General features: G+C 65.3%; 11 protein-coding genes. 5 read left to right on the forward strand and 6 right to left on the reverse strand.

Going from position 1 to position 13,099, the window contains the following annotated elements:
• Nucleotides 1-22: 22 nt before the first annotated feature.
• The 3 genes from ERC79_RS07215 to ERC79_RS07225 all read left to right on the forward strand — a co-directional run bounded on the left by ERC79_RS07215 (nucleotide 23) and on the right by ERC79_RS07225 (nucleotide 3,231).
• Nucleotides 23-775: a TetR/AcrR family transcriptional regulator gene (locus tag ERC79_RS07215; RefSeq protein ID WP_131576947.1), complete on the forward strand. Its 753-nt coding sequence runs from the start codon at nucleotides 23-25 to the stop codon at nucleotides 773-775.
• 157 nt (nucleotides 776-932) lie between these two features.
• Complete coding sequence (locus ERC79_RS07220; RefSeq protein WP_131576949.1) at nucleotides 933-2,306, forward strand: AarF/ABC1/UbiB kinase family protein; 1,374 nt, start codon at nucleotides 933-935, stop codon at nucleotides 2,304-2,306.
• Nucleotides 2,307-2,367: 61 nt separating this feature from the next.
• Complete coding sequence (locus ERC79_RS07225; protein ID WP_131576951.1) at nucleotides 2,368-3,231, forward strand: polyphosphate kinase 2 family protein; 864 nt, start codon at nucleotides 2,368-2,370, stop codon at nucleotides 3,229-3,231.
• A gap of 18 nt (nucleotides 3,232-3,249) precedes the next feature.
• On the opposite strand, the gene ERC79_RS07230 is transcribed toward ERC79_RS07225, so the two are convergent.
• The 6 genes from ERC79_RS07230 to ERC79_RS07255 form a co-directional block, all read right to left on the reverse strand.
• Nucleotides 3,250-3,471, reverse strand: a complete 222-nt coding sequence (locus ERC79_RS07230) for a hypothetical protein (RefSeq protein ID WP_131576953.1) — start codon at nucleotides 3,469-3,471, stop codon at nucleotides 3,250-3,252.
• Nucleotides 3,472-3,681: 210 nt separating this feature from the next.
• Nucleotides 3,682-5,970, reverse strand: a complete 2,289-nt coding sequence (metE, locus tag ERC79_RS07235; RefSeq protein ID WP_131576955.1) for a 5-methyltetrahydropteroyltriglutamate--homocysteine S-methyltransferase — start codon at nucleotides 5,968-5,970, stop codon at nucleotides 3,682-3,684.
• 115 nt (nucleotides 5,971-6,085) lie between these two features.
• Nucleotides 6,086-6,982 (reverse strand): 3-hydroxybutyryl-CoA dehydrogenase, encoded by an 897-nt coding sequence (locus ERC79_RS07240; RefSeq protein ID WP_131576957.1) that lies wholly within the window; start codon nucleotides 6,980-6,982, stop codon nucleotides 6,086-6,088.
• A 93-nt stretch (nucleotides 6,983-7,075) separates the two neighbouring features.
• Entirely contained in the window at nucleotides 7,076-8,365 is a 1,290-nt protein-coding gene (aceA, locus tag ERC79_RS07245; RefSeq protein WP_131576959.1) for an isocitrate lyase, read from the reverse strand.
• Between the two features lie 400 nt (nucleotides 8,366-8,765).
• Nucleotides 8,766-9,515: a hypothetical protein gene (locus ERC79_RS07250; protein WP_131576961.1), complete on the reverse strand. Its 750-nt coding sequence runs from the start codon at nucleotides 9,513-9,515 to the stop codon at nucleotides 8,766-8,768.
• Between the two features lie 354 nt (nucleotides 9,516-9,869).
• Complete coding sequence (locus tag ERC79_RS07255) at nucleotides 9,870-10,088, reverse strand: hypothetical protein (protein ID WP_131576963.1); 219 nt, start codon at nucleotides 10,086-10,088, stop codon at nucleotides 9,870-9,872.
• A 116-nt stretch (nucleotides 10,089-10,204) separates the two neighbouring features.
• Between ERC79_RS07255 and ramB the strand changes: the two genes are divergently transcribed.
• Both ramB and urtA read left to right on the forward strand, forming a co-directional pair.
• Entirely contained in the window at nucleotides 10,205-11,614 is a 1,410-nt protein-coding gene (gene ramB / locus ERC79_RS07260) for an acetate metabolism transcriptional regulator RamB (RefSeq protein ID WP_131576965.1), read from the forward strand.
• A gap of 197 nt (nucleotides 11,615-11,811) precedes the next feature.
• Nucleotides 11,812-13,080, forward strand: a complete 1,269-nt coding sequence (urtA, locus tag ERC79_RS07265; protein ID WP_131576967.1) for an urea ABC transporter substrate-binding protein — start codon at nucleotides 11,812-11,814, stop codon at nucleotides 13,078-13,080.
• The last annotated feature ends 19 nt before the right edge of the window (nucleotides 13,081-13,099 follow it).

Below are 13,099 nucleotides of genomic sequence, written 5' to 3' on the forward strand. Positions count from 1 at the left end.
CCTTCTGGATCAAACCGAACGGATGTGGCGAAACCAAGTGCCGAAGCAAACCGCAGATGCGCAGCAGACAACCGAATCCGAGACAACCGTCAGAAGCGAGAAGCCGGACGGTCGCAAACGGCGCTGGCGCGAGCACAAGATCGCCCGCCGCGAGGAACTCGTCGACGGCACGATCTCGGCCATCCGCACGCGCGGCCGGGACATCGGCATGGACGACATCGCGTCCGAGATCGGTGTCTCGAAGACGGTCCTCTACCGCTACTTCACCGACAAGAACGACCTCACCAGCGCGACCATGATTCGGTACGTCGAGACGATCCTCGCGCCACGCATGTACGAGGCGATCGCCGAGGACCTCGACGAGTTCGAGCTCACCCGGGTCGCCATCTCCGCCTACGTGGAGACGGTGTCTGCGGACCCCGAGGTGTACCTGTACGTCATGGCCAACAGCTCCGGGCCCAATCGCGATGTGGTCGCCGAATCGGAGCGGATGATCGCCGACCTGCTCGCCACCGTGCTCGGCGAACGGCTGCGGGGTATGGACATGGACTCGGGCGGATCCGTGCCGTGGGCGTACGGGATCGTCGGCGCGGTCCAGCTCGCGACGCACTGGTGGATCTCGAACAAGTCGATGTCGACCGAGGACCTCATCGACTACCTCGTGATGATGACGTGGGGCGGAATCTCGGGGATCGCGGCGACCAACGGATCGCCGGCGCGTTTCAAAGCGGCGCCGCATCCGCTGCTCGAGAAGTCTGCGGCCGAGGACGCCTGACCGATCCGGTGTTGTGCCTTGCCGAGGGCCTGTCGCACCCGCCCTTTCCCGTGATGGAGGACGCCGACCGCCTGCTCTAGGGTGACCTGTGGCATGTGCCCTCGGCTTCCCCACCCGCCGCAATTCGCCGCCTCTTCTCCCCTTCCGGAGGTCTTCGTTGGCCGACAAGGTCCCCACGTCCCGGCTCCTCCGCGGATCGAGGCTCGGCCAGGTCGCAGCCGGTCGCGCGATCCGAAACGCGGGTACCCGCCTGTCGATGGTCGGGCGCTCGGAGGAGGTGCGCGCACGGCTCTCCGAACAGTCCGCGATCGCCGCCGCGGACCAGCTCGTCACGGTCCTCGGGGGCATGAAGGGGGTCGCGATGAAGCTGGGCCAGATGCTCTCCATCCTGGACCTCGACCTGGTACCCGAGAACCATCGGGATGAGTTCCAGCGCAAGCTCGCCGCGCTGCGAGACCAGGCGCCGACAACCTCGTTCGAGACGATGAGCGCGGTGATCGAGGCCGACTACGGGCGGCCCTTGAGCGAGGTGTTCGCCGAGTTCGATTCCGAGGCGGTGGCGGCCGCATCGATCGGCCAGGTGTACCGGGCACGGCTGCACGACGGCCGCGAGGTCGCGGTGAAGGTGCAGTATCCCGGCATCGACGCTGCGATCCGCGCCGATCTGAAGAACCTGACGATGTTCCTCAAGATCTGGAGGTCGTCAGTACCGTCGTTCTCGATGCCGCCGCTGCTGGAAGAGCTGCAGCTGAACTTCGAGGGCGAACTCGACTACGAGCGCGAGGCGCAGACTCAGCACCGGATTGCGGCGACGTACGCCGACCACCCGTTCATCGCCGTGCCGGACAGTCTCCCCGAGTTGAGCACCCGACGGGTGCTGGTGAGCGAGTTCTTCGAGGGCACAAGCTTCAGTCAGATCCGTTCACTGCCTCAGCACGAGCGAAATCGGATCGGCGAGATCCTGTTCCGGTTCTACATCGGCTCCCTCTACCGATACCACGAATTCTGCGGGGACCCGCACCCCGGCAACGTGCTGCTCGGCACCGACGGCAGGGTCGGGTTCGTGGATTTCGGGTTGTTCAACAGCATGGACGCCGAACACGTCGAGTTCGAGAAGCGCTGCCTGCGCGCCGCGACGGAGGGCCGCGCGGACGACCTGTACGCGCTGATGGTTCGCCGCGGCGTCATCTCCCGTGCTGCCGAGGTGACACCTGACGAGTGCCTCGAATATGTGTTCGCCGCCGCCGAATGGAATCTGGTCGACGAGGAGATCGCCATCACGCCGGAGATGGCGAACGCCGGGTTCCTCCTCGCGATCGATCCCCGGGCGGCCGAGTTCTCGGGCATGAAGAGTCAGACCCTGCCGCCCGAGCACTTGTTCTCCCGACGCGCCGAATTCCTGACCTTCGGCGTTCTGGGCCAACTCGATGCGTGCGCCAACTGGCACCGCATCAGCCGCGAATGGACGTACGGTGACCCCGCTGCCACCGAACTCGGTGTGGCGGAGGAGAAGTGGCGCCCCAGTCGGTGAACGGAACACGCCGACCGCCGAACCTCGGCAAAGGCCCGTCTCGCTATGGCACAGTCTGACCATGACGGCGCGCGATCAGAAGGAACTGTGGACCACCCCGGCGGCCCTGGCGCTGCGCGCGGGACCCGGCACCAAGGTCGCGAAGATCGACACCAAAGCGACGCCGGGTTTCACCGGCAACAAGGCGGACGGCGAACGGCTACTCGAGGAACGCGGAGCAGTTCTCTCGGCGTTGCAGGAGAAGCTGTACGCGAACGGGCGCTCGGGAGACAAGCGGTCAGTGCTGCTGATCCTGCAGGGCATGGATACCGCAGGCAAGGGTGGGATGGTCCGGCACGTGATCGGCCATGTGGACCCGCAGGGCGTCGACCACGCCGCATTCGGAGTGCCCACACGCGACGAGAAGCGGCACCACTACCTGTGGCGGATCAACAAGGCGTTACCGCGAGGCGGACAACTGGGAGTCTTCGACCGGTCGCACTACGAGGACGTGCTCGTGGTCCGGGTGCACAACCTGGTGCCGGAGGACGTGTGGAGCGGCCGGTACGAGGAAATCAACCAGTTCGAACGCGAACTCACCTACGCCGGAACCACATTGGTGAAGGTTGCCATGTTCGTCTCGCTGGATACACAGAAGGCCCGGCTCGCGGAACGGCTCGAGCGGCCGGACAAGCACTGGAAGTACAACCCGGGCGACGTCACCGAGCGGGCGCTGTGGCCGCAGTACCAGGAGGCCTACCAGGCGATGCTCGACCGGACGTCCACAGACTACGCGCCGTGGTATGTGGTTCCGTGTGATCGCAAGTGGTACAGCCGGATTGCCGTCACCGAGCTACTCATAGATGCGCTCGCTCGACTCGACCTGGAATGGCCCCCGGCCGAGTTCGACATCGAGGTCGAGAAAGAACGGTTGGCCCGTTCCTGATCAGAGCATGTGCCCTGATCAGAGCATGTGTGGGGTGCTGTGATGAACCTTGTGGTCGTGATGGGTGACGCCGCCGAAGATTCCGGCGGAACCGGCCAGCAACACAAGGCTCGCCAATCCCGCGATCAAGGCCCACCCCCCGAATCCACTGCCGGCGGCCACGAGGAACAGCCCCAGGGTCGCGATGCCCAGTAAGGCGAGTCCGTAACCGGCCCATCCAGCGAAGTCGTTCAGAGTCATCTGACAATCCCTCCTCGAGATCGGGCGTCGAGGTCTGTGACACGACGCTACGCCACATCGAGGAGGGACGGCAGGTGCCGCAGATATCAGAAGGTGGCCGCGTCGATCACGAAGCGGTATCGCACCTCGGTGCTGGTTGGCCGAACAGACACAGCGCGCCGGGGCCGGACCCGCAGACGATCCGGTCCCGGCGCGCGCCGAACGGCGTGCCTACCCCTGCGTGGCACGCCGTCGCAATCGCCGAGCCGCCGCAACCAGGTTGCGCAGCGACGGCTCCAGCTGCCAATAGTGGCGGGTCTTGAGTCCGCCGTCGGGGTTTGCCCACAGCCGGTCGAGATCCACCGATTCGGCGGCCTCGGTGAGCAGCGCATCGAGCTCGTCGATGTCCGGAATCCGTGCCGAACGGCTCTCGTACACACCGGGTCCGACGCCGTGGGTGAGCGCCTTCTCCTTTATCGCGTCGAGCACCCAGGTGATGGAGCGCGTCGCGACGATCGCGGTGACATCGGCGTCGAGTCGTTCGATGGCGTCGACCACCGAGCGCTGTCCCGAGTAGGTCAGATGCGTGTGAATCTGCGTCTCGGGCTTGGCGCCCCCGGTAGCGAGACGGAACGCATCCACTGCCCAGTCCAGATACTCCTTGCGCCCGGTTTCCCGGAGCGGCAACAGTTCCCGGATCGCCGGCTCGTCGACCTGGATGATCGCGATGCCGGCGGCCTCGAGGTCGGCAATCTCGTCACGAATGGCGAGCGCCAGCTGGTCTGCAGTCTCGTGCAGCGGCTGGTCCTGCCGCACGAACGAGCGAGCCAGCATCGTGACCGGCCCGGTGAGCATGCCCTTGACCGGCTTGTCGGTCAGCGACTGTGCAAACGAGATCCACTCCACCGTCATCGGTTTCGGTCGCCGGACGTCGCCGTACAACACCGGCGGACGGGTGCATCGCGATCCGTACGCCTGCACCCAGCCGTTGTGGGTGAACGCGTAACCGTCGAGCAGCTCGGCGAAGTACTGGATCATGTCGTTGCGCTCATGCTCGCCGTGCACGAACACGTCCAGGCCGATGTCCTCCTGCAACGCGATCGTGCGGGCGATCTCGTCCTGGATGCGCTTGTAGTACTCGTCCCAGTCGAGACGGCCCTGGCCCAGGTCGTACCGGGCCTGACGGATCGCGTCGGTCTGCGGGAACGAGCCCAGCGTCGTGGCCGGCACTGGCGGCAGGTTCAGCCGGGCCTGCTGCGCGACGCGGCGCTCCTCGTACGGCGCGCGGACGCGGTGTTCGGGCTTGATGGCGTTGACACGCGAACGGACGTCGTGCTTCTGCTTGAAGTGCACCGACGTCGGCTTCTTGCGCCAGCGGTCCGACGGACCCTCGGTGAGCGCCTTCGCGAGCGAGACCACCTCACCGACCTTCTGCTTCGCGAAGGCGAGGCGGTCGGCGACATCACCGGGCAGGTCGTACTCCATGAGCACGTCGTAGGGCACGTGCAGCAGTGAGCACGATGTCGAGACCACCAGGTCCGGAACGACATCCTTGATCTGGTTCAGGTAGGTAAGGGTGTTGAAGCGGTCGACGCGCCACACGTTGCGACCGTCGACGACGCCGGCATACAGGCGCTTGCGCTTGATGCCGGGGATCTTCGCGAGTTCTTCGGCGGTGATCCGGCCGTTGACGAGGTCCAGGCCGAGTGCCTCGACCGGCGTGGCGGCGAGCACCGCGAGCGCCTCGCCGAGCCGGCCGTACGGGCCGGTCACGAGGATGCGCGGACGCAGCGGGGCGTGTGCGAGCTTGTCGTATGTGCGACCGAGCGCTGCCAGTTCCGCGGGGGTGCGGTCCTCGGTGAAGCACGGCTCGTCGAGCTGAACGCAGGTGGCGCCGGCCTTGGCGAGCTGCTCGAACAGGGCCTCGTACTGCGGCAGCAGCTGATCGAGCAGATCCAGTGTGGAGAACCCCTCCTGCGTGGACCCGGGCGCGACCTTCGACAGCAGCAACAGTGAGACCGGTCCGAGAACCACGGGGCGCAGCTCGATACCGCGGGCCTTGGCGCGCTCGAACTCGTCGAGCAGGGTCTCCGAATGCAATGAGAACGTGGTGCGCTCATCGAGTTCGGGCTGACGGTAGTGATAGTTGGTGCCGAAGAAACGCACGAGCTCGAGCGGCGGGAAGTCCGGGCGGCCGCGAGCCATGGTGAAGTAGAAGTCGAGCGGGTCCAGCTCGCCTTGCAGCGGGGTGAACCGCTCGGGGATCGCGCCGAACATCAACGCGTTGTCAAGGACGTGGTCGTAGTACGAGAACGTGTTGCCCGGCACCTGACTCAGCCCGGTGGCAGCCAGTTCACTCCACGTTTCCTCCTGCAGTTCCTTTGCGACGGAGACGAGTTCGGCCCGGGATCCCGTGCCGTGCCAGTACGCCTCGAGGGCGCGCTTGAGTTCACGACGGGGACCGATACGCGGGTATCCCAGGATGCTGGATCCGTACCCGGCGGTGTTTGCGGCGGACATGCGGGTCGACCTTTCCCTTCAAGCACCTTGCGCCCGTGCGCCTTTCCCACTGCCGAGGCTGCGGAGAAGGCGCACGGGCGCCGAGGAGCTGGCTGGTGTTGCCGTAAAGTGCGCTCTAACTTGCCTTCTTGGTGACACGGCCGTTGTCGGCGTACTCGTAGAAGCCGGCGCCCGACTTCTTGCCGACGAGCCCTGCCTCGACCATCCGCAGCAGCAGTGGCGGTGCCGAGTACAGCGGCTCCTTGAACTCCTCGTACATCGAGTCGGCGATCGACTTGACGGTGTCAAGTCCCACCAGATCGGTCAGCGCGAGCGGACCCATCGGGTGCGCACATCCGAGCACCATCGCCTTGTCGACGTCTTCCTTGGTGGCGAAACCGGATTCCACCATCCGAATTGCGGAGAGCAGGTACGGCACCAGGAGCGCGTTGACGACGAAACCTGAACGGTCCGCCGAGCGCACGACCTGCTTGCCGAGCACCTCACTCGCGAAGGCTTCCGCCCGCTCCGACACCGCGGGGCTGGTCTTGAGCGTGGTGACCAGCTCGACGAGCGGTAGGACGGGAACCGGATTGAAGAAGTGCATGCCGATAACGCGCTCAGGCGCCTTCGTCGAGATGCCCAGCTTCATGATCGGGATCGAGGACGTGTTCGATGCGAGCACCGCGTCCGGATCCGTGACAATAGAGTCGAGTTCGGTGAAGATCTCGCTCTTGACCTTCTCGTCCTCGAGAACGGCCTCCACAACGAGCTGCCGGTCTGCGAAGTCGCCGAGATCGGACGTGAAGCGCAGCCGCCAGGCAGCCTGCTCCCGCTCACGTTCGGTGATCTTGCCGCTACTCACGCCGCGGTCGAGCGAACGCAGGATGCGGGAGCGTCCGGCTGCCGCGAGCTCGCGGGTCTGCTCGAACACCAGCACGTCGACGTGTGCACGAGCGCACACCTCGGCGATTCCGGAACCCATGATGCCGGCGCCGATCACGCCGACGCGCTGAATCTTTTCGCTGGTCACGTCAGCTCCTTTTCGGAAAGTGGAGGTCGGACCCCGGGGCGGGATCAGGCGTGGAGGACACCCCGCCGATCCCTCCCCGGGAGGTCGAAAGGCCTAGTGGAACTGGCCCTCTTCGGTGGAGCCCTTGAGAGCAGCCGTCGAGGTGTTGGGGTCGACAGTGGTGGCGATGGTGTCGAAGTAGCCGGCGCCGACCTCACGCTGGTGCTTGATGGCGGTGAAGCCGCGCTCCGCAGCAGCCTTGAACTCGCGCTCCTGCAGGTCGACGAAGGCCGTCATGCCCTCGCGGGCGTAGCCGTAGGCCAGGTCGAACATGCCGTAGTTGAGCGAGTGGAAGCCGGCCAGGGTGATGAACTGGAACTTGAAGCCCATCGCGCCGAGCTCCTTCTGGAACTTCGCGATGGTCGCGTCGTCCAGGTGCGCCTTCCAGTTGAAGGACGGGGAGCAGTTGTAGGCCAACAGCTGGTCCGGGAACTCGCTGCGGACGGCCTCGGCGAACTTCTTCGCGACCTCGAGGTCCGGCACGCCGGTCTCCATCCAGATGAGGTCGGCGTAGGGGGCGTAGGCCTTGGCGCGAGCGATGCAGGGCTCGATGCCGTTCTTGACGCCGAAGAAGCCCTCAGCGGTGCGGGTGCCGTCGAGGAACTCGCGGTCGCGCTCGTCGACATCGGACGTGATGAGGGTCGCGGCCTCGGCGTCGGTGCGGGCGATGATGACCGACGGGACGTCGGCGACGTCAGCAGCCAGACGCGCGGAGGTGAGGGTGCGGATGTGCTGCTGCGTGGGGATGAGCACCTTGCCACCGAGGTGGCCGCACTTCTTCTCCGACGCGAGCTGGTCCTCCCAGTGCACGCCGGCGGCGCCGGCGGCGATCATGGCCTTCTGCAGCTCGTAAGCGTTGAGCGCGCCACCGAAGCCTGCCTCGGCGTCGGCGACGATCGGAGCGAGCCAGTTGGAAACCGAGGTGTCACCCTCGGTCTTGGCGATCTCGTCGGCGCGCAGGAGGGCGTTGTTGATGCGGCGCACGACGGCCGGAACCGAGTTGGCCGGGTAGAGGCTCTGGTCCGGGTAGGTGTGGCCGGAGAGGTTCGCATCACCGGCGACCTGCCAACCGGACAGGTAGATGGCCTTGAGCCCGGCACGGACCTGCTGGACCGCCATGTTGCCGGTGAGGGCGCCGAGCGAGTTGATGTAGTCCTCGTTGTTCACCAGGTCCCAGAGGATCTCCGAGCCGCGGCGAGCGAGGGTGTGCTCCTCGACGACGGTGCCCTGGAGCTTGGTGACCTGCTCGGCCGTGTAGCTGCGCGTGATTCCCTTCCAGCGCGGATTGGTGTCCCAATCCTGCTGGATCTGCTCTGCGGTCTTCGGGGTTCCGGTGGTCGACATCGAAAGCTCCACTTCTTCTCTGCTGCGTCGCCCGGTACGGATGTACTGCTTCACATCGTTGCCAGGCCGTTCGGATGTACAAACCGACAATGGCACAGACGAAAACGGTCGTCTACCTGTTGCTAATGCCAATCTTCGCTAGGTTTTCAATCCAATCAGCAAAGCTTGCAAATGTTCCTAGCGGCCAGACGGTCGCTTGGCTTACCGTCCAGTAGGCATGAAAGTTACCCGCAAGTAGGCATCTACCTCGGCATTGACCGGGAAACCTGATGCGCCGATCGGACCCGAACTCGGCCACGTCGAAAAGACGACCACAGTCGGAGAGAAGCCAGGGCCGCACGGAAACTGTGACTGCAATCACGGCAGGTAGGGACGGACCCCTACCGACCAGCCCTGCCGGCTAGTCCCTGCCGAGGATTGTCACGCGTGCGAAGCCGTAGCGAGCGTCGAGCGATGTCACCGTGGCCGAGATGTCATAGCCGCGCGAACCGAACTCGGCGCATTCGAGAACCGCCGAGCCCTCGACGATCGGCGACAGGCGAGTGAGCTTCCATCGCGTGTGGACCAACCCGTCAGCGGCTGTGCCGGACGCGGCTGCGCGGGCCGTCGTCCCCTGTCGGCGCATCGGTCGTTCGCGCCAGCTCTGCCGGGCCAGCCAATCGGGTGTCAGCCGCGTCTGCTGCGATCCGCAGCCGTCGAGCGCGACGGTGCCCACGAGTCCGCGGCCGTCGCCACTGACCGGGGAGATTGCGAGTCCCATACCGCCGACCCCGTTGACGAGCGCGAGCCCCGTGTGCGGGATGGCCGGCAAGCCGAAGGCGTCCCGGCCGCCGCGATCCGTGGTGGGCGAGCCCACCAGGATGTCCGATGTGAACGCACTCGCCTGCAGATCCCCGGGCCGCAGGCAGCTACACGACAGGCCTGCGAACAGACGGTCGAACGGGTCACCGACCTCGGCCGAACCGGAGGACAGCGGTTCGACGATCCACACCGCGATCTGCGGTTGCTCAGGAATACCGAGGCCCTCGGGCAGCACCGCCCGGGCGAACGATGGATTGACATCGGTCGTGAGGACGAGCCATCGGGCGGTGACGGAGGCACCGAAAGCCTCCTCTGGTTCAGCCGCCACCACGGGTGCCACAGGTGCCACACAGCCCTCCGCAACGGGCGGTGTGAACGCCCTCGACTGCCGGCGCGCGCTCCGCGAGCGGCGCTTCGAGGTAAAGATCATCGTGACCTCTGACGGAACTGACCGAGCCGGAGTCCTCGCGATCCCTGGACCCGAACCGCCTGAACGGGGGAAAGCCCACGCCCTGTTCAGGGGGCTGGCGTGAGCCGGAGACGCCCGTCGGCCTGTTGGGCGTCGGCATCATTGCGTCCGAGACGTGCAGGCCCTCGCCGACCGCCTCAAACCGCCTCGCAAACAATGTTTTACGAAAATGCGTGCTGGTTGTTGCCCAGCCTTTTCCACCGGGACCGAGATGTCAAGACTTGTCGACAAACGTCATGACCGGTCTGCACACGTGACATTGTCGGGTTCGGCACGACGCTCGTCGCGCAAGTACCACACCACCCAGGTGACAGGGAACAACGCGCCACTGAGCACCGCCAGCGTCCTCACCTGACCGCGGCGGCGCGCACCCAAAGATGTCAGGCCGGCGAACGGCAGCCATGTCACAACAGCGATACCGACGCCCAACAGCACTGCCTCCACCCCGTTCATGGGTTCAGCTTCCTGCGGCGGGGGCATACGCGCAATCCACTCGACCCGGAGCCCCTCATCCGCCCGTGCTAATCCAACCCTTTGCACGCTTAGCAATCCCCTCGTACTCTGAGTTCATGTCCAAGACCTTCGTCGGCGCACGTCTACGACAGCTCCGTACCGAACGCGGCCTCAGTCAGGCCGCACTCGCGAAGACGCTGGACATCTCCGCCAGCTACCTCAACCAGATCGAGCACGACGTGCGCCCGCTGACGGTGCCGGTGCTGCTGCGGATCAGCGAGGTATTCGGGGTCGACACCACATTCTTCTCGTCTCAGGACGACACCCGGTTGATCGCGGAACTACGCGAGGTCGCGCTCGACAACGACATGGGCATCGACGCGGATGCACAGGAGATCGCGGAGATGGTGTCCTCACATCCGGGTCTGGCGAAGGCGATGGTGAACATGCACCGGCGCTACCGCAACACCACCGCGCAACTTGCCGCCGCCACCGAGGACCGTTTCAGCGACGGCAGCGGGAGCGGCTCGATCACGATGCCGCACGAGGAAGTCCGCGACTACTTCTACCAGCGTCAAAACTACATTCACGACCTGGATACCGCGGCCGAGGAGCTCACCGCGCGAATGCGCTTCCATCGCGGCGACATCGCCGAGGGCATCGCCCGACGCCTCGAGAACGTGCACGACGTCCAGATCGTACGGCGTATCGACCTCGGCGAGAACGTGCTGCACCGGTACGACCCGGAGACACGGGTCCTGGAGATTTCACCGCACCTGTCCGGCGGGCAGCAGGTGTTCAAGTTCGCGACCGAACTCGCTTACCTCGAGTGCGCCGATCTACTGCGCAAGCTCGTCGACGAGGGCAACTTCACCTCCGATGAGGCGCGCTCGCTCGCGATGCTGGGTCTGGCGAACTACTTTGCGGCCGCGACAGTGCTGCCCTACGGCCAATTCCACGAGATCGCGGAGGACTTCCGCTACGACATCGAACGACTCTCAGCGTTCTACGCGATCAGCTACGAGACCATCTGCCACCGGCTCTCGACGCTGCAGCGCCCCAAGCAGCGCGGAGTGCCGTGGTCGTTCGTCCGGGTGGATCGGGCGGGAAACATGTCGAAGCGACAGTCCGCCACCGGGTTCCACTTCTCATCGAGCGGCGGGACCTGCCCGCTGTGGAACGTGTACGAAACATTCGCGTACCCCGGCAAGATCATGACGCAGATCGCGCAGATGCCGGACGGTCGCAACTACCTGTGGGTGGCCCGCACCGTGGAGCGTCGCGCATCGCGGTACGGCCAGCCCGGTAAGACGTTTGCGATCGGCCTCGGCTGCGAACTGCGGCACGCTTCCCGTGTCGTGTATGCAGAGGGCCTCGACCTGGGCGGCGGCACGACCACTCCCATCGGCGCCGGCTGTCGCGTGTGCGAACGAATGAACTGCCCGCAGCGCGCCTTCCCGCCTCTGGGCAAGGAACTCGACATCAACGAGCACCGAAGCTCGGTCTCGCCGTACACAATTCGCTGATTCTCCGGCACCTGTTCCACCATTCTCCGCCTGCGGTGTGAGCAGCCGTTCATGCGTGCGTAACACCCGACACGAACTCGTCATCGACAGACATTCCGGCGCAACAACTTCCGCCTACTGTCTGCGATCACGGATACAGCGTCGTATACGCACCTCTTCGGCAGCTCAGCGTCACACCTCCGACGGAAAGGCCGTCCATGCCCACCTTCTCCAAGCGTGCTCTCACCGCCCCCGCCGCCCTCGCCGCGCTCGGTCTGGTCCTCGCCGGTTGCGGCAGCAAGGCCTCCGACACCACCGCCGATGCCGCCGGCGCCACAGAATCCTGCGTCGACACCTCGGGGAACACGATCAAGGTCGGCTCCCTGAACTCACTGTCGGGCACGATGGCGATCAGCGAGGTCACCGTCCGTGACTCGATCACCCTCGCCGTCGAGGAGATCAACAACTCGGGCGGCGTGCTGGGCAAGCAGGTCCAGATCGTGGCCGAGGACGGCGCATCGGAGCCGACGGTGTTCGCCGAGAAGGCCGAGAAGCTCATCAGTAGCGACTGTGTCGCAGCAGTTTTCGGCGGGTGGACGTCGTCGAGTCGCAAGGCGATGCTGCCGGTCTTCGAGGACCGGAACTCGCTGCTCTACTACCCCGTCCAGTACGAGGGCCTCGAGGATTCACCCAACATCTTCTACACCGGCGCCACCACCAATCAACAGATCGTGCCGGCCCTGGACTACTTGAAGGAGAAGGGCGTCACGTCGTTGTACCTGGTGGGCAGCGACTACGTGTTCCCGCAGACCGCGAACCGCATCATCAAGGCGTACGCCGCGGCCAACGGCATCGAGATCAAGGGCGAGGACTACACGCCACTCGGCTCCACCGACTTCTCGACCATCGTCAACAAGGTCCGCACCGCGAACGCCGATGCCGTCTTCAACACCCTCAACGGTGACTCCAACGTGGCATTCTTCCGCGAGTACTCCAATGTGGGACTGAAAGCCGCTGACATGCCGGTGGTCTCGGTGTCCATCGCCGAGGAGGAAGTGGGCGGTATCGGTGTCGCGAACGTCGATGGCCAGCTGACGGCGTGGAACTACTACCAGACAGTCGACTCGCCGGCGAACAAGAAGTTCGTCGACGCGTACCAGGCCAGATACGGCGCGAACAAGCCCACGTCCGATCCGATGGAGGCGGCCTACACGTCGGTGTACCTGTGGAAGAACACTGTGGAGAAGGCCGGTTCGTTCGGGGTTACCGACATCCAGGCCGCCGCCGACGGCGTCACCTTCCAAGCGCCCGAGGGCCTCGTCACCATCGACGGCGACAACCATCACATCACCAAGACCGCTCGTATCGGCGAGATCCGTGGCGATGGACTGATCTACACCGTATGGGAGTCCGACGGCCCGATCCAGCCCGACCCGTACCTCGCGAACTACGAATGGGCAGCGGGGCTGTCCGGCTCCGGTAGCTAGTCCGTTCGCAGACGACGAG

Source organism: Rhodococcus sp. ABRD24, assembly GCF_004328705.1.
In the GTDB taxonomy this organism is placed as follows: Bacteria; Actinomycetota; Actinomycetes; order Mycobacteriales; family Mycobacteriaceae; genus Prescottella.

Excerpts from the sequence above, each read along its gene's own strand:
- ERC79_RS07215 (WP_131576947.1), top strand. The coding sequence starts at position 23 with ATGTGGCGAAACCAAGTGCCGAAGCAAACCGCAGATGCGCAGCAGACA.
- ERC79_RS07225 (WP_131576951.1), top strand. The coding sequence starts at position 2,368 with ATGACGGCGCGCGATCAGAAGGAACTGTGGACCACCCCGGCGGCCCTG.
- ERC79_RS07230 (WP_131576953.1), bottom strand. The coding sequence starts at position 3,471 with ATGACTCTGAACGACTTCGCTGGATGGGCCGGTTACGGACTCGCCTTA.
- metE (WP_131576955.1), bottom strand. The coding sequence starts at position 5,970 with ATGTCCGCCGCAAACACCGCCGGGTACGGATCCAGCATCCTGGGATAC.
- aceA (WP_131576959.1), bottom strand. The coding sequence starts at position 8,365 with ATGTCGACCACCGGAACCCCGAAGACCGCAGAGCAGATCCAGCAGGAT.
- ERC79_RS07255 (WP_131576963.1), bottom strand. The coding sequence starts at position 10,088 with ATGAACGGGGTGGAGGCAGTGCTGTTGGGCGTCGGTATCGCTGTTGTG.
- ramB (WP_131576965.1), top strand. The coding sequence starts at position 10,205 with ATGTCCAAGACCTTCGTCGGCGCACGTCTACGACAGCTCCGTACCGAA.
- urtA (WP_131576967.1), top strand. The coding sequence starts at position 11,812 with ATGCCCACCTTCTCCAAGCGTGCTCTCACCGCCCCCGCCGCCCTCGCC.